Raw genomic sequence first — 15,441 nt, 5'->3', positions numbered from 1 at the left:
TCACAACGGCTCGTTCATCGCGTCACGCGCCGCCTCCACGAACGCGGCCAGGGAGAGCCCGTAGGCTTCCATGGCCGCGTCGAAGCGCGCGAACGCCCCGGCCCCGCTGCGGTGGACCTCCGCGAGTGAACCGTTGGTGAGGGCAGCCGCCGCGAGCACGGCCTTGGCCAGTTCGGCGAGCCGGTCGGGCCCCTCCAACGCGATGACGCGCACGCTGTGCATGAGGGGGTCGTACGCCTCGCGCGCCTCGACGCGCAGTTGCTGAATGCGCGTCAGAAAGCTTGCGGGGTCGGTGGGTTCGTAGCGGACCTCGCCGACCTTCCAGTAGAGCTCGCTCATCTCGTGCGAGCGCCGCATCAGCTCCAGATACGCCTCCCGGCGCAACTCCCGCACCCTGCCGACCTGTTGGGCTCGCGCGGACTCCTCCGCCTGGACCCGGGCCGCGCGGACGTTGCCCAAGGTGGTGACCCACCCCGCCAGCACCGCCGTTCCCCCGGTCAGAGCCGCGACCCACACCGCACTGTCCACACCGGCCAGTGTGTGTCCGGCCCCGGCCGGTGTCGAGAACGCGTGTTCAGCCCCCCGACGTGTCCAGTTCCGCGTCCTCGCTGATGCCCGCGCAGTCGTAGGGGTCCTTGAGCCAGCCGTCGGGGAGGACGACGCGGTTGTTGCCGGAGGTGCGGCCGCGAGGGCCGTCCGCGCCGGTCGGCCACGGCTGGTCGAGGTCCAACTCGTCGAGGCCCGCGCGGAGTTCGGACAGGGAGGAGGTGATCGCGAGACGCTTGCGCATCTCGCTGCCGACGGCGAAGCCCTTGAGGTACCAGGCGACGTGCTTGCGGAAGTCGATGACGCCCTTGGACTCGTCGCCGAGCCATTCGCCGAGGAGGGCGGCGTGGCGGACCATGATGTCGGCGACCTCGCGCAGGGCCGGTCGCGCGATGTCGTCCAGGCGGCCCTCGAAGGCGGCGACGAGGTCCGCGAAGAGCCACGGGCGGCCCAGGCAGCCACGGCCGACGACGACGCCGTCGCAGCCGGTCTCGCGGACCATCCGCAGCGCGTCCTCGGCGGACCAGATGTCGCCGTTGCCGAGGACGGGGATCTCGGGGACGTGTTCCTTGAGGCGGGCGATGGCGTCCCAGTCGGCGGTGCCGCCGTAGTGCTGGGCGGCGGTGCGGCCGTGCAGGGCGATCGACGTCACGCCCTCCTCGACGGCGATGCGGCCGGCGTCGAGGTAGGTGATGTGGTCGTCGTCGATGCCCTTGCGCATCTTCATGGTGACGGGCAGGTCCCCGGCGCCGGAGACGGCCTCGCGGAGGATCGCGCGCAGGAGGTTGCGCTTGTAGGGGAGGGCCGAGCCGCCGCCCTTGCGGGTGACCTTCGGGACGGGGCAGCCGAAGTTCAGGTCGATGTGGTCGGCCAGGTCCTCGTCCGCGATCATGCGGACGGCCTTGCCGACGGTCGCCGGGTCGACGCCGTAGAGCTGGATCGAGCGGGGCGTCTCGGTCGCGTCGAAGCGGATGAGCTGCATGGTCTTCTCGTTGCGCTCGACCAGTGCGCGCGTAGTGATCATCTCGCTCACGAACAGGCCCTTTCCGCCGCTGAACTCTCGGCAGAGGGTGCGGAAGGGCGCGTTGGTGATACCGGCCATGGGCGCCAGGACGACGGGCGGCTGGACGGTGTGCGGGCCGATCTGGAGGGGCGCGGCGGTCGTGGACATTCCCCCATTGTCGCGCATGCGACGAGTGGGCCGAACGGGTGAAGCGCGGGATCTTGTATCGGTCATTAGTTAGACGCACTATCGATTCGGGCGTACAGTGGTGGGCATGCCGGAGCTGAGCCATCGCCGTCGACTGCTCGTGCTCGCGATCTGCTGTATGAGCCTGCTGATCGTGAGCCTGGACAACACTGTGCTGAACGTGGCCCTGCCCGCGATGCAGCGCGATCTGGACGCGAGTACGGCGGGGCTCCAGTGGACGATCGACGCGTACACGCTCGTCCTCGCGTCGCTGCTGATGCTCGCGGGGTCGACCGCCGACCGGATCGGGCGGCGCAAGGTGTTCATGACCGGGCTCGTGGTCTTCTCGCTCGGCTCCCTGCTCTGCTCCCTCGCGCCGAGCCTCGACCTGCTCATCGTGGCGCGGATGATCCAGGCCGTGGGCGGGTCGATGCTCAACCCCGTCGCCATGTCGATCATCACCAACACGTTCACCGACGCGCGTGAGCGGGCGCGGGCGATCGGTGTGTGGGGCGCGGTCGTCGGGATATCCATGGCCGCCGGGCCGCTGGTCGGCGGGCTGCTCGTCGACTCGGTGGGATGGCGGGCGATCTTCTGGCTGAACCTCCCCGTGGGGCTCGCGGCGGTGCTGCTGACGCTGCGGTTCGTGCCCGAGTCGCGGGCGGAGCGGGCGCGGCGGCCGGACCCCGTCGGGCAGGCGCTGGTGATCGTGCTGTTCGGGGCGCTCACCTACGCGATCATCGAGGCGCCGGTGTCGGGGGCCGGGACCAGCGTGCCGTTCGCCGTCCTCGCCGCCGCCGCGCTCGCCGGGCTGCTGTGGTACGAGCCCCGGCGCGCCGATCCCCTCATCGACCTGCGGTTCTTCCGGTCCGCGCCGTTCAGCGGGGCGACCGTGATCGCCATCAGCGCGTTCGCCGCGCTCGCCGGGTTCCTGTTCCTGTCGACGCTGTACCTCCAGAACGTCCAGGGGCTCAGCGCGCTCCACGCGGGGCTGTGGATGCTGCCGATGGCGGTGCCGACGTTCCTGTGCGCGCCGATCTCCGGGCGGCTCGTCGGCAGTCGCGGTCCCCGCGTCCCCCTCCTCATCGCCGGGGTCGCCATGACCTCCGGGGCCCTCCTCTTCGCCGCCTTCCACGCCGAGACCTCGGCCGCCGGCCGTTTCCTCGGCTACCTCCTCTTCGGCATCGGCTTCGGCTTCGTCAACGCGCCCATCACCAACACGGCCGTCTCCGGCATGCCCCGCGCCCAGGCGGGCGTCGCCGCGGCCGTCGCCTCCACGAGCCGCCAACTCGGCCAGACCCTGGGCGTCGCGGTCGTCGGCGCCGTCCTCGCGGCCGGCATCACCCCCACCGCCTACCGCGCCACCTTCTCCTCCGCCGCCACCCCCGGCTGGTGGATCATCGTCACCTGCGGCCTCGCCGTCCTCATCCTGGGCACCGTCACCAGCGGCCGCTGGGCCCGGAAGACGGCGGAGCGAACCGCCGAACGCCTGCGGGCACCGGAGGTCCGAGGGGTGGGGGCGGGCGTGGGGTGAGCATGGGGGGGTGACGGTGCGCGGATGAGTGCGGATCCGGTGGAAGCAGAGGCACCGGCGTCCGCCCCCGCCGACATGGCGCCTCGGCGCCCACTTGTACCGCCTGGGGCGCCTCGCGTCTGCCCACGGCCGCGTGGAACAGGCGGCCGTGGGCAAGCTGCTCACCGACGGCACGGCGACGGCGACGGCGACCGTGCGGGCCGGCCGGCAACCTGACCGCCCTTCCCGTCGACAGGCCCCGTCCACCCCGTCCCACCACACACAGTGACGCCGGGCCCCCGACCGACAGGGACCCGGCGTACGGTGCGGTGCGGAGCGTCAGCAGCCGATCAACCGGCTCGCGAGGTAGCCCTCGATCTGGTCCAGCGACACCCGCTCCTGCTTCATGGAGTCACGCTCGCGGACGGTGACCGCGTTGTCGTCGAGGGTGTCGAAGTCGACGGTGACGCAGTACGGCGTGCCGATCTCGTCCTGGCGGCGGTAGCGGCGGCCGATGGCGCCGGCGTCGTCGAACTCGATGTTCCAGTGCTGGCGCAGGGCCTGGGCGAGGCCCTTGGCCTTGGGGGACAGCTCGGCGTTGCGGGACAGCGGCAGGACCGCGACCTTCACGGGGGCGAGGCGGTGGTCGAGGCGCAGGACCGTGCGCTTCTCCAGCTTGCCCTTGGCGTTGGGCGCCTCGTCCTCGACGTACGCGTCGAGCAGGAACGCCAGCAGGGAGCGGCCGACACCGGCGGCGGGCTCGATGACGTACGGGGTGTAGCGCTCGCCGGCCTCCTGGTCGAAGTAGTGGAGGTCCTGGCCGGACGCCTTGGAGTGCGCGGTGAGGTCGTAGTCCGTGCGGTTGGCGACGCCCTCCAGCTCACCCCACTCGTTGCCGCCGAACTGGAAGCGGTACTCGATGTCCGCGGTGCGCTTGGAGTAGTGGGAGAGCTTCTCCTTGGGGTGCTCGTACCACCGCATGTTCTCCTCGCGCATGCCGAGGCCGGTGTACCAGTTCCAGCGCTCCTGCATCCAGTACTCCTGCCACTTCTCGTCCTCGCCCGGCTTGACGAAGAACTCCATCTCCATCTGCTCGAACTCGCGGGTGCGGAAGATGAAGTTGCCGGGCGTGATCTCGTTGCGGAAGGACTTGCCCATCTGCGCGATGCCGAACGGCGGCTTCTTGCGCGAAGCGGTCTGCACCAGCGCGAAGTTGGTGAAGATGCCCTGCGCGGTCTCGGGCCGCAGGTAGGCGACGGAGCCGGTGTCCTGGGTCGGGCCGAGGTGCGTGGAGAGCAGGCCGGAGAACTGCTTGGGCTCGGTGAACTGGCCCTTGTTGCCGCAGTTGGGGCAGTTGATGTCGGCCATGCCGTTCTCGGGCAGGCGGCCGTGCTTGGCCTCGTACGCCTCTTCCAGGTGGTCGGCGCGGTAGCGCTTGTGGCAGGAGACGCACTCGGTCAGCGGGTCGGAGAAGGTGGCGACGTGGCCGGAGGCGACCCAGACCTCGGGGGCCAGGATGACGGACGAGTCGAGACCGACCACGTCCTCGCGCGACGTCACCATGTAACGCCACCACTGGCGCTTCAGGTTCTCCTTGAGCTCGACACCGAGGGGGCCGTAGTCCCAGGCGGCGCGCTGGCCGCCGTAGATCTCGCTGCAGGGGAAAACGAAGCCACGGCGCTTGCTCAGGCTGACGATGGTGTCGATCTTGTCGGCGGCCACGGTGCTCTCTTCATAACGACGGTAACGACGACGGACGACGAAGCGAAAACGCTCGCGCGTGAAGCCAAGGGACCTGCTTCAGAGCGCCGCTTCGGAGCGAACCCTCAGGGTACCGGCGCAGACTCCCCCACCTACAAATCGAACCCGTCACCTGGCCTTTCCGAACGCTTGTTGACAACGGTTTCCATATTTGTTGAAAATGGCTTTCATGAACGTACGACGACTCATATCGGGCACCGCTCTCGCGGCGGCGGGCGCCCTCTCCCTGGCCGCCCTCACCGGCTGCTCCTCCGACAGCGCCGCCGCGGACAAGGGCGACGGCAAGCTGGACGTCGTCGCGTCGTTCTACCCGATGGCCTTCCTCGCCGAGCAGATCGGCGGCGCCCACGTCAGCGTGACCAGCCTGACCGAGCCCGGCCAGGAGCCGCACGACCTGGAGATCAGCGCCAAGCAGACGGCGAGCCTGGAGAAGGCCGACGCGATCGTCTACCTGAAGAACCTCCAGCCGTCGGTCGACGCGGCCGTCAAGCAGTCGTCCGTCAAGACGAAGATCGACGCCGCCTCCCTCACCTCGCTGGAGAAGCACGGCAACGAGGTCGGCGGCCACGCGGCCGAGGCCGACCACGAGCACAACGACGAACTCGAGGGCCTGGACCCGCACATCTGGCTCGACCCGGTCCGCTACGCGCAGGTCGCGCAGGGCGTCGGCAGCGCCCTGGAGAAGACCGACCCGGACCACGCGGCCGACTACAAGAAGAACACCGCGGCGCTGGTCACCAAGTTGAACGCGCTCGACGCCAAGTTCAAGGCGGGCCTCGCGAACACGAAGACGAAGGTCTTCATCACCACCCACGCCGCCTTCGGCTACCTCGCCGAGCGCTACGGCCTGACCGAGGAGGCCATCAACGGCCTCGACCCCGAGTCGGAGCCCAGCGCCGCGCGCGTGAAGGACCTTGAGAAGATGGCCAAGGCCGACGGCGTCACGACCGTGTTCTACGAGACGCTGGTCAGCGACAAGACCGCGAAGACCATCGCCTCGGACGCGAAGCTGAAGACGGACGTCCTCGACCCGATCGAGGGCATCACCGAGAAGTCCCGCGGCACGGACTACTTCACGGTCCAGGAAGCCAACCTCAAGGCGCTCCAGACCGCCCTGGGAACAAAGTGAGCCCGAAGTGACTTGGAGGACGGCATGAGCACCGAGCCCGTCATATCCCTGCGCGGCGTCCGCGCCGAGCTGGGCTCGCGGCCCGTCCTCCGCGGGATCGACCTCACCGTGCGGCGCGGTGAGGTCGTCGCGCTGCTCGGCGCCAACGGCTCCGGCAAGTCGACGGCGATCCGCAGCGTGATCGGCCAGGTACCGCTCAGTGACGGGGAGATCGAGCTGTTCGGCACGCCCCGCAAGCGGTTCCGCGACTGGTCACGCGTCGGCTACGTCCCGCAGCGCACCACCGCCGCCGGGGGCGTCCCGGCGACGGTCACCGAGGTCGTCTCCTCCGGCCGCCTCTCCCGCGCCCGCTTCGGCGTGCTGCGCAAGGCCGACCACGCGGCCGTGCGGCGGGCCCTGGAACTCGTCGGCATGGCCGATCGTTCCAAGGACAACGTGGACGCGTTGTCGGGCGGCCAGCACCAGCGCGTCCTCATCGCCCGCGCCCTCGCCTCCGAGCCCGAGCTGCTGATCATGGACGAGCCGATGGCGGGCGTCGACCTGGCGAGCCAGGAAGTGCTGGCCCGGACCCTCAAGGACCAGGTAGCGGCGGGGACGACGGTCCTGCTCGTCCTGCACGAACTCGGCCCCCTGGAGCCGCTGATCGACCGGGCCGTCGTCCTGCGCGACGGCTGCGTCCTGCACGACGGCCCGCCCCCGCAGGCGGTCGGCCAGCATGCCCTGCCCGGTCACGACCACGTCCACCCCCACGAGCCGCTGCACACGGGACTGCTGAGCTGACATGGACTTCCTCGACTACGCCTTCATGCAGCGGGCCCTGATCGCCGCCGTCCTCGTCGGCATCACCGCCCCCGCCGTCGGCATCTACCTCGTCCAGCGCCGCCAGGCCCTCATGGGGGACGGAATCGGCCATGTCGCGATGACCGGCGTCGGTCTCGGCTTCCTGCTGTCCTGGTCGCCGGTGTGGATGGCGACGCTGGTGTCCGTGCTCGGCGCGGTCCTCATGGAGTTGATCCGCTGGTACGGCAAGACGCGCGGCGACATCGCGCTGGCGATGCTCTTCTACGGCGGCATGGCGGGCGGTGTGATGTTCATCAACCTCGCACCGGCGGGCTCCAACGCCAACCTGACGTCGTACCTGTTCGGTTCGCTGTCGACCGTCTCGCAGTCCGACGTGACCGCGATCTGCGTCCTCGCCGCGTTCGTCGTCCTCGTCACGCTGGGGCTGCGCCGGCAGCTCTTCGCGGTCAGCCAGGACGAGGAGTTCGCGCGGGTCACGGGGCTGCCGGTGCGGGCGTTGAACCTGCTCACCGCGGTGACGGCGGCCGTCACCGTCACCGTCGCCATGCGGGTCGTCGGGCTGCTGCTGGTCAGCGCGCTGATGGTGGTCCCCGTGGCCGCGGCCCAGCAGCTCAGCCGGAGTTTCGCGGCGACGTTCGTCATCGCCGTCGCGATCGGGGTGAGCGTCACCATCGGCGGGACGGTCACCTCGTACTACCAGGACGTGCCGCCCGGCGCGACGATCGTGCTGCTGACCATCGGCGCGTTCATCGCGCTGACGGCGCTCTCGGCACCCCTCGCCAGGCGCCGCGCCCGCGCACACGAACACCCCGCCGGGGACCCCGCGGAGTGCGCTGTTCCGGCCGTCCGCAAGACGGACGACGGAGTCGGCGTCTGACCGGGCACCTACCGGGCTGGCACAATGGCCCGGCAGGTGTTCAGACGTTTGGAGGCAACCGGTGACGACCGCTGGACCGCCCGTGAAGGGTCGCTCCACCCGGCAGCGTGCCGCGGTGGCTGCGGCGCTCGACGAAGTCGACGAGTTCCGCAGCGCCCAGGAACTCCACGACATGCTCAAGCACAAGGGCGACTCGGTGGGCCTCACGACCGTCTACCGCACGCTCCAGACCCTCGCGGACGCCGGTGAGGTGGACGTCCTGCGCACGTCCGACGGCGAGTCGGTGTACCGCCGCTGCTCCACCGGCGACCACCATCACCACCTCGTCTGCCGCGTCTGCGGCAAGGCGGTCGAGGTGGAGGGCCCGGCGGTGGAGAAGTGGGCCGAGGCGATCGCGGCGGAACACGGGTACGTCAATGTCGCGCACACGGTGGAGATCTTCGGCACCTGTGCGGACTGCGCCACGAATTAGCCCCGCTTGAAGCAGCGCCGCAATTCCGTGAAGTCGTAGAACGTGCTGTTCTTCGCGACCGGCTCGCATTCCGCTTTGAAGGGCACCTCTTTCTCGTTGTAGAGCATCCGGACGAGATAGCGGGTGCCCTTCTGGTATACGTCCCACTGGATGTTGGCGCCCAGGGGGGACACGGCGGCGCCGCGCCAGGGGTTGTTGGCGTAGGTGTAGGTTTCGCCCGGAGTCGCCGGTTTCGTGCTGCCCGGCAGGCCCATCAGGGCGGCCAGGGGGATGATCTCCTCGGCGTGGGTGAAACGGAGTTCGGCGCCCAGGGAGGAGGTGCCGGACTTCTTGGCCTCCACCTGCTTGAAGAAGTCGTCCAGGAGCACGCCGGCCATTTTGTAGGTGATGTCGGAGTCCGCGAAACCGGGGCCCTTCTCGTAGAAGTCCTCGGCGTCCCCGAGATATCCGAACCAGGCGGCGTCGGTGCGGGAGATGAAGCGGTCGAGCCCCCAGCCCTTTCCGCCGGGGCTTTCCTGGATCATCGCGGGGGCGATGGCGTAGAGGTTGTAGACGGCTTCGGCGGCGGCGACCCGATCCTCGGCCTGCATGCCGTCGATGAAGCTCTGCTTGAAGATCTTCCGCAGGACGCTGTTCGCGGCCCGCTGGGTCCTCGGCTGGTCGGTGATGGACTTCAGCGTCGCCGCGAGGCGCTGGTCGTTCGCCAGGTACCCCTGGTACGCCTTGCCGCCGGCCGACTTGTGGAAGTACAGGAGGTCCTTGTCGGTGCGGGTCACGCCGATGAGCGGCTTCAACGCCGGGTCCTTCACGGCGAGTTCACCGGCGTACTCGTTCGCGCTGTCGACCGCGCGGCCCTGCCCGGAGCTGACGACGTCGATCTTCTCGCCCTTGGCGGCGACGGCGGCGAACAGGGAGGGGACGCGGGCGGCCATGCGGTCGGCGGTGGCGCGCATCTCCGCGCGGCCCCGGCCGCTGAGGTTGCCGTACCCGACCTTGTCCATCGCGGCGAGCAGCGCCCGCACCTTGGGCCCGAACTCCTCGCCCTTGCGGGTGAGTTGGCCAGCGGCGGACGCCCGGTTCCACAGCCCGAGGACCAGGTCGCCGTCCTCGCTGTCGGAGGCGGCGCGGGAGCCGTGGCGGGAGACGTTCTCGGTGAAGACGGGGACGAACCCGGCGGGGGCCTTGGAGTAGGAGGCCGGGTTCTGCTCCGGCGCATAGGGCGCCTTGGTGCCGTAGCTGTCGATGTGCGCGGGCTGCCGGCCGTCCGCGTGGGCGGCGGGGGCGGCGACGGCCAGCAGGGCGCACAGGGCCGCGACGGAAGGGGTTACGGACTTCATGGGCGGATCGTCCGTGAAGTCCGTGACCCCCGTCCACCGGTCGGGTGAAGTCCGGGTGGCTACGAAGTGGCCGAGTCGGTGGGCTCGGCGGATTCGGCGGGACGGCCCTTCATCGCCGCCTCCATCTCCAGCAGCTTCTCGTTCGGGACCGCCCCGCCGAAGCGCCGGTCGCGGGAGGCGAACTCGACGCAGGCGCGCCACAGGTCACGGCGGTCGAAGTCGGGCCACAGGACGTCCTGGAAGACCATCTCGGCGTAAGCGCTCTGCCAGATCAGGTAGTTGGAGGTGCGCTGCTCGCCGCTGGGCCGCAGGAAGAGGTCGACGTCCGGCATGTCCGGGTAGTACAGGTACTTCGCGAGGGTCTTCTCGCTGACCTTGGACGGGTCGAGCCGGCCCGCCTTCACGTCCTCGGCGAGGGCCTTCGCCGCGTCGGCGATCTCGGCGCGGCCGCCGTAGTTCATGCAGAAGTAGAGGGTCAGCCTGTCGTTGTCCTTCGTCTGCTCCTGGGCGATCTGGAGCTCCTGCGCGACGGACTTCCACAGCTTGGGCATCCGGCCCACCCAGCGCACGCGGATGCCGAGCGCGTCGAGCTGGTCACGGCTCTTGCGGATGAAGTCGCGGTTGAAGTTCATGAGGAAGCGGACCTCGTCGGGCGAGCGCTTCCAGTTCTCGGTGGAGAAGGCGTACAGCGAGATGCTGCCCACGCCCATCTCGACGGCGCCCTGGAGGACGTCGAGGACCTGCTCGGCGCCGACCTTGTGGCCCTCCGTGCGGGGCAGCCCGCGCTCCTTGGCCCAGCGGCCGTTGCCGTCCATGACGATCGCCACGTGGTTCGGCACCAGCTCGCCGGGGAGTTTCGGGGGGCGCGCGCCGGAGGGGTGCGGCTCCGGCGTCCGGTACTCGCGCCGCTGACGCCCCAGGATCCCGCGTACGACCATGTCCTTCTCGTCTCCCTCTAGCTCTTCTCTGGGTACCGCTGGCTCTTCTCGGGGTACCGCTAGCTTTTCTCGACGTACCTGAGCGAGCGCAGCCCGCGCTCCAGGTGCCAGTGCAGGTACGCGGACACCAGTCCGCTGCCCTCGCGGACGTGCCGCCCCTCCGCGCCGTCCGCCGTCTCCCAGTCTCCCGTGAGCAGCGCGCCCAGGAGGACCAGGGTCTGCGGCGAGGGTACGACGCTGCCGGGGACGCGGCAGTCGACGCAGATGGAGCCGCCGGAGGCGACGGAGAAGAAGCGGTTGGGGCCGGGCAGTCCGCACTTGGCGCAGTCGCCGAAGCTGGGGGCGTAGCCGTTGACGGCGAGGGAGCGCAGCAGGAACGCGTCCAGGACGAGGTGGGGGGCGTGTTCGCCGCGCGCGAGCGTCCTGAGCGCGCCCACCAGCAGCAGGTACTGCTGCACCGCCGGCTCCCCCTCGTGGTCCGTGAACCGTTCGGCCGTCTCCAGCATGGCCGTCCCGGCGGTGTACCGCGCGTAGTCGCTCACGATGCCGCCACCGTACGGCGCGATCGTCTCACTCTGCGTACACAACGGGAGCCCCCGGCCGACCAGTTCGCTCCCCCGGGTGAAGAACTGCACATCGACGTGCGAGAACGGTTCGAGGCGTGCCCCGAACTTCGACTTCGTCCGCCGCACGCCGCGCGCGACGGCACGTACCCTGCCATGGCCGCGTGTGAGCAGAGTGATGATCCTGTCCGCTTCACCCAGCTTCTGGGTGCGCAGGACGATGCCGTCGTCGCGGAACAGGCTCATGGGTTCATTCTCGCATCGGAAGGCAGGGGCGTTGACGGGTCGGGACTTCCGGTGGCTGTGGGGGGCGTACGCGGTCAGTGTGTTCGGGACGTGGCTGGCGTTCGACGCGTTTCCGATGATCGCGGTGCTGGTGCTGGACGCGGGGCCCGCGCAGGTCTCCGCGCTCGCGGCCGTCGGGCCCGCCGTGGGGGCGCTGGCGGCGGTGCCGCTGGGGCCGTGGGTGGAGTTCCGGCGCAAGCGGCCCGTGATGGTGGCGACGGACCTCGTGCGGTGCGCGGCGCTGCTGAGCGTGCCGCTCGCGTACGCGTTCGGGGTGCTCGGGCTCGGCCAGCTGCTGGTCGTCTCCGTGATCGTGGCCGCCGCCGACATCACGTTCACCTCCGCGAGCGGCGCCTACCTCAAGTGGCTCGTCCCCAAGGACCAGTTGCTGACGGCCAACGCGCGCTTCGAGTCGACGATGTGGACGGCGACGATGCTGGGTCCGCCGCTCGGCGGCGCCGCGATCGGGGTCGTCGGGCCGGTCGTCACGGTCGTCGGGAACGCCGTGAGTTTCCTGCTCTCGGCGCTGGGGCTGGCCCGGGTCAGGGGGCGGGAGCCGCAGCCCGCGAAGGCGCCCGCGCCGGGCTGGGGTGAGCTGGTGGAGGGCTGGCGGTACGTCCTCGCCCACCCCGTCCTGCGGGCCCTCCTCCTCAACGCGGCGCTCGTCAACGGGCTGATCATGGCCGGGGCGCCGCTGCTGGCCGTCCTCATGCTCGGCGAGCTGGGGTTCCCGCCCTGGCAGTACGCGATGGCGTTCGCCGTGCCGTGCATCGGGGGTCTGGTCGGCTCCCGGCTCGCCCGGCGCCTCGTCCCCCGCTTCGGGCGGCGCCGGCTGCTGCTGTGGTTCGGCACACTGCGGGCCTGCTGGCCGGTGGGCCTCGCCTTCGTGCACGCCGGGCCGTCCGGGCTCGTCCTCATCATACTGGTCGAGCTGGGCCTGATCACCTGCGCCGGGGCGTACAACACGGTGCTGGCGACGGTCCGGCTGGAGTGGACCCCGGCGGACCGGGTGACCCGGGTGCTGTCGGCCTGGTCGGTGAGCACGAAGGCGGGCATCGCCGGGCTCACCGCGTTCTGGGGAGTGGTCGCGGGGGTGGCCGGGACTCGGACGGCACTGGGGGTGGCGGGGGTGATCTTGCTGGCGAGTCCGTTGCTGTTGAGGGGGGTGCGGCGGGGGAGGAGGTTCGTGGAGGCGGCGTAGGGGATTGGCGGGGGCGGGGGCGGCTCCTCGCCGATGGGTGGTGGTGCAGGGGGGCTCTTCGCCGGTGGGGGGGGCGGCGTAGGGGCTTGGCGGAGTCGGGGGCGGCTCCTCGCCGATGGGGGGAACTCGGCCACGACCTGCGAAGCCGCGACGGCCGAGCGGCTACACCACTGGTCGGGACGCCACCGGTGGGCGGTGGTGCAGGGGCGGCTCTTAGCAGTGGGCGGCGGCGTAGAGGGCAGCTCCTCGCCGGTGAGCGGCGCGCTACGTGTCGCGGCGCGCGCTACGTGTCGCCGAACCGGCGCACGTACCTCGCCTGCCAGGGGGTTTCCACGGCCCGGCGGTGGTAGTGGCGGCGTACGTAGGCGACGGCCTCGGACGGGGGGACGCCGTCGAGGACGGCGAGGCAGGCGAGGGCGGTGCCGGTGCGGCCCCGGCCGCCGCCGCAGGCCAGTTCGACGCGTTCCTCCGTGGACCGGTGCCATGCCTCCGTGAGGGCGTCGCGGGCGTCCCGCCTGTCCTTCGGGAGGCGGAAGTCGGGCCAGTGGAGCCAGCGGGAGGGCCAGCCGAAGGCCGGGGGCGGGCTGCCGAGGAGGTAGACGCCGTACGCGGGCGGCGTCTCAGGCGCGGGGTCGCGCAAGCCTCGTCCGCGTATCCGGCGTCCCGACGGCAGCTCCAGCACGCCGGGTTCGGTCCTCTCCCAGGTCTCCATCCGACCATTCTGCTCACCGGGGCAACCGAATTCACGCCGTTCGCGGTCTGGAGGGCGAGGAGGGGTACCTGATGCGTGACGAGCTGGAAGAGCAGTTCCAGGAGTTCGTCCGGGCGCGGTGGTCGCGGCTGGTGCGAACGGCGTACCTGCTGACGGGGGACGCGCACCACGCGGAAGACCTCACGCAGACCGCCCTCGCCAAGGCGTACCGCTCCTGGCGCCGCGTCTCCCGCTCGGACAGCCCCGAGGCGTACGTCCGGCGCATGCTCGTCACCTGCAACAGCGACCGCTTCCGCAAGCGCCGGGTACGGGAGGCGCTGACGTCCGCGCCGCCGGACACGCCGTCCACCGCCGACCCCCACCACCACATCGACGAACGCGGCGCACTCCTCTCCGCGCTCGCCGAACTCCCGCCCCGCCAGCGGGCGGTGGTCGTCCTGCGCTACTGGGAGGACCTGTCCGAGGCCGAGGTCGCCGAGGTACTGGGCTGCTCGATCGGAACCGTCAAGAGCCAGGCATCCAAGGGCCTCGCAAAGCTGCGCACACATCCAGAGCTGACCCGGACGCCCCGGGGTGGGTCCCACGGGGGTGGGCCCGCCCGGGCGTCCGGGTCTGGGGGAGCCGAGGCGGGGGACGGGGCGGGAGCCGAGGTGGGCGGCGAGGCCGGACGGGACCTCGGGGCGAGGGCCCTGGCCGGTGTCGGGACGGCGAACTCCACTACGGAGACGCCGGTTTCGGTGAACGGGGACGGGGGCGAGGGGAAGCCGGGGACACGACGTCCGCCCGAGCCCACACCCGCTCCGCCCTGCCCCACCAACACCGCCACACCACCAACGCCCGTTGCGCCCCACCTCACCAACACCACCAAGCCACCAACACACGCCACCACCCACCCCACCCACACCGGCACACCACCAACTCACCTTGCGGCCCGCGCCGGCGGTCCGGAGACGCCGTCCGCTCCCCCACCTCCCCCTCCCCCTCCCCCTCCCCCGGCAATTGCCCACGCTTTTGACCACCACAACCCCGCCCACCCCTCACCCACCTCAACTCCCCCGACCCCTTCCTCCTCCCAGTCCCCCCTCAGCCCCCTCACCCCCCGTTCCCCCCTCACCCCCGCGATCCAGAAAGGACCCCACCATGCGTGGTGAGCAGAACGGCCACACGGGCCCGAACGCACACCTCGGGGACACCGAAACCGAGGACTGGGTAAGGGAATTGCTCGCGGAGAACGCCTACGCCATCCAGCCCCCCCAAATCCCGTACCCGGCGATCAGACGACGCGGCCGGGCCGAGCGAAGGCGACGCCTGGCGGTAGCCGGAGCCGTACTGGTGGCATTGAGCGCAGCCCCGGTGGGCCTGTTCCTCGTGAAGGCCCGCCAAGGCATCGACACCGCAGTGGTGGAACCAACCAACAACACCAGCCCAAGCCGAACACCAAGCCCCACCCCCGCCGACACCCCCGCACGCCCCGCGACCGACGCCCAGCTCCTGGACGGCATCACCTTCACCGAGGCCGCCGACGGCCTGCGCAAGTGCATCGCGTTCGACCGCCAGGGCGCAGGCCCGCCCGGCGACGAGGGCCTGGGCTCCCCCGCCGAGTACCGCATCCTCCTGGCGATGCGGAGCACCGGCGACTCCAACGTCCCCGGCGACGGCGTCTTCGTGGTCGCCGTCCGGGACGCCCCCCGCCCGGCCCGCCTGATCTGCACACTCCGCGACGGCGAGGCCCGGGGCGTCAACGCGAGCAGCGGCGGCCCCGAGGAGACGTCCCACCCGCTGACCCCCGACCCCAACGCCGGCCGCCTCTACCAGCAGTCGTTCCTGGACCGGGGCCGCTGGAAACTCCCGTTCCGCTGGGGCGTCATCGGCACACTCACCCCCGGCGTCACCCGGGTGACGGCCGAGTACGGCGGCTCCGCCCCCGTCGAGGCGACGCTGGACCACGGCTGGTACGTGGCGACCGGCACCCTGCTCCGCCAGACGACCCGGGCCCCCCACCTCAAGGGCTACGACTCAAGAGGGACCCTGGTCTACGACTCGAACGAGGACGAGACGTACCAGAGCACCCTGCCCTGACACGTCACCCGTAGTACCCGTAGTACCCGTAATACCCC

General features: G+C 70.8%; 14 protein-coding genes and 1 pseudogene. 8 read left to right on the top strand and 7 right to left on the bottom strand.

The window, feature by feature from the left end; genetic code table 11:
* Together IAG44_RS27640 and dusB are read right to left on the bottom strand one after the other, a co-directional pair.
* Positions 1–528 carry a hypothetical protein gene (locus IAG44_RS27640; protein ID WP_187749779.1) on the bottom strand — a complete coding sequence of 176 codons (528 nt, stop codon included), beginning with the start codon at positions 526–528 and terminating at the stop codon, positions 1–3.
* Positions 529–574: 46 nt separating this feature from the next.
* Entirely contained in the window at positions 575–1,717 is a 1,143-nt protein-coding gene (gene dusB, locus IAG44_RS27635; RefSeq protein WP_187749778.1) for a tRNA dihydrouridine synthase DusB, read from the bottom strand.
* Between the two features lie 106 nt (positions 1,718–1,823).
* Between dusB and IAG44_RS27630 the strand changes: the two genes are divergently transcribed.
* Positions 1,824–3,269, top strand: a complete 1,446-nt coding sequence (locus IAG44_RS27630) for an MFS transporter (protein WP_187749777.1) — start codon at positions 1,824–1,826, stop codon at positions 3,267–3,269.
* A gap of 318 nt (positions 3,270–3,587) precedes the next feature.
* Here the strand turns inward: IAG44_RS27630 and IAG44_RS27625 are convergent, their stop codons facing one another.
* On the bottom strand, positions 3,588–4,970 hold the full coding sequence (locus IAG44_RS27625) for a glycine--tRNA ligase (protein ID WP_187749776.1): 1,383 nt from the start codon (positions 4,968–4,970) through the stop codon (positions 3,588–3,590).
* A gap of 208 nt (positions 4,971–5,178) precedes the next feature.
* On the opposite strand from IAG44_RS27625, the gene IAG44_RS27620 reads away from it, so the two are divergent.
* The 4 genes from IAG44_RS27620 (at position 5,179) to IAG44_RS27605 (ending at position 8,288) form a co-directional block, all read left to right on the top strand.
* Positions 5,179–6,138: a metal ABC transporter substrate-binding protein gene (locus IAG44_RS27620; protein WP_187749775.1), complete on the top strand. Its 960-nt coding sequence runs from the start codon at positions 5,179–5,181 to the stop codon at positions 6,136–6,138.
* A gap of 24 nt (positions 6,139–6,162) precedes the next feature.
* Positions 6,163–6,918, top strand: coding sequence for a metal ABC transporter ATP-binding protein (locus IAG44_RS27615; RefSeq protein WP_187749774.1), 756 nt, complete (start codon positions 6,163–6,165; stop codon positions 6,916–6,918).
* A gap of 1 nt (position 6,919) precedes the next feature.
* Positions 6,920–7,816, top strand: a complete 897-nt coding sequence (locus IAG44_RS27610) for a metal ABC transporter permease (protein ID WP_187749773.1) — start codon at positions 6,920–6,922, stop codon at positions 7,814–7,816.
* Positions 7,817–7,877: 61 nt separating this feature from the next.
* On the top strand, positions 7,878–8,288 hold the full coding sequence (locus IAG44_RS27605) for a Fur family transcriptional regulator (RefSeq protein WP_187749772.1): 411 nt from the start codon (positions 7,878–7,880) through the stop codon (positions 8,286–8,288).
* Here IAG44_RS27605 and IAG44_RS27600 read toward each other — a convergent pair.
* Genes IAG44_RS27600 through recO form a run of 3 tightly spaced genes read right to left on the bottom strand, consistent with a single transcriptional unit; the run spans position 8,285 to position 11,372 of the window.
* Complete coding sequence (locus tag IAG44_RS27600; protein ID WP_187749771.1) at positions 8,285–9,625, bottom strand: histidine-type phosphatase; 1,341 nt, start codon at positions 9,623–9,625, stop codon at positions 8,285–8,287. The genes IAG44_RS27605 and IAG44_RS27600 overlap by 4 nt on opposite strands.
* A gap of 59 nt (positions 9,626–9,684) precedes the next feature.
* Entirely contained in the window at positions 9,685–10,563 is an 879-nt protein-coding gene (locus tag IAG44_RS27595; RefSeq protein ID WP_187749770.1) for an isoprenyl transferase, read from the bottom strand.
* A gap of 59 nt (positions 10,564–10,622) precedes the next feature.
* Positions 10,623–11,372 carry a DNA repair protein RecO gene (recO, locus tag IAG44_RS27590; protein ID WP_187749769.1) on the bottom strand — a complete coding sequence of 250 codons (750 nt, stop codon included), beginning with the start codon at positions 11,370–11,372 and terminating at the stop codon, positions 10,623–10,625.
* Here recO and IAG44_RS27585 point away from each other — a divergent pair.
* Complete coding sequence (locus IAG44_RS27585) at positions 11,371–12,612, top strand: MFS transporter (RefSeq protein WP_187749768.1); 1,242 nt, start codon at positions 11,371–11,373, stop codon at positions 12,610–12,612. The genes recO and IAG44_RS27585 overlap by 2 nt on opposite strands.
* Positions 12,613–12,895: 283 nt before the next feature.
* Here IAG44_RS27585 and IAG44_RS27580 read toward each other — a convergent pair whose 3' ends face one another.
* Positions 12,896–13,324, bottom strand: coding sequence for a protein-tyrosine phosphatase family protein (locus IAG44_RS27580; protein WP_187749767.1), 429 nt, complete (start codon positions 13,322–13,324; stop codon positions 12,896–12,898).
* Between the two features lie 71 nt (positions 13,325–13,395).
* Here IAG44_RS27580 and IAG44_RS27575 point away from each other — a divergent pair.
* Positions 13,396–13,905: pseudogene (locus tag IAG44_RS27575) on the top strand (SigE family RNA polymerase sigma factor); the annotation flags it as partial.
* Between the two features lie 751 nt (positions 13,906–14,656).
* Positions 14,657–15,403 (top strand): hypothetical protein, encoded by a 747-nt coding sequence (locus IAG44_RS27570; RefSeq protein WP_246564503.1) that lies wholly within the window; start codon positions 14,657–14,659, stop codon positions 15,401–15,403.
* Positions 15,404–15,441: the final 38 nt, after the last annotated feature.

The organism is Streptomyces roseirectus (assembly GCF_014489635.1).
GTDB lineage: Bacteria > Actinomycetota > Actinomycetes > Streptomycetales > Streptomycetaceae > Streptomyces > Streptomyces roseirectus.
This window is presented reverse-complemented; position numbering and strand designations above follow the sequence as displayed.

Coding starts and splice junctions, on each gene's coding strand:
- dusB (WP_187749778.1), bottom strand. CDS start 1,717: ATGTCCACGACCGCCGCGCCCCTCCAGATCGGCCCGCACACCGTCCAG.
- IAG44_RS27630 (WP_187749777.1), top strand. CDS start 1,824: ATGCCGGAGCTGAGCCATCGCCGTCGACTGCTCGTGCTCGCGATCTGC.
- IAG44_RS27585 (WP_187749768.1), top strand. CDS start 11,371: ATGGGTTCATTCTCGCATCGGAAGGCAGGGGCGTTGACGGGTCGGGAC.
- IAG44_RS27620 (WP_187749775.1), top strand. CDS start 5,179: ATGAACGTACGACGACTCATATCGGGCACCGCTCTCGCGGCGGCGGGC.
- IAG44_RS27595 (WP_187749770.1), bottom strand. CDS start 10,563: ATGGTCGTACGCGGGATCCTGGGGCGTCAGCGGCGCGAGTACCGGACG.
- IAG44_RS27600 (WP_187749771.1), bottom strand. CDS start 9,625: ATGAAGTCCGTAACCCCTTCCGTCGCGGCCCTGTGCGCCCTGCTGGCC.
- recO (WP_187749769.1), bottom strand. CDS start 11,372: ATGAGCCTGTTCCGCGACGACGGCATCGTCCTGCGCACCCAGAAGCTG.
- IAG44_RS27615 (WP_187749774.1), top strand. CDS start 6,163: ATGAGCACCGAGCCCGTCATATCCCTGCGCGGCGTCCGCGCCGAGCTG.
- IAG44_RS27580 (WP_187749767.1), bottom strand. CDS start 13,324: ATGGAGACCTGGGAGAGGACCGAACCCGGCGTGCTGGAGCTGCCGTCG.
- IAG44_RS27610 (WP_187749773.1), top strand. CDS start 6,920: ATGGACTTCCTCGACTACGCCTTCATGCAGCGGGCCCTGATCGCCGCC.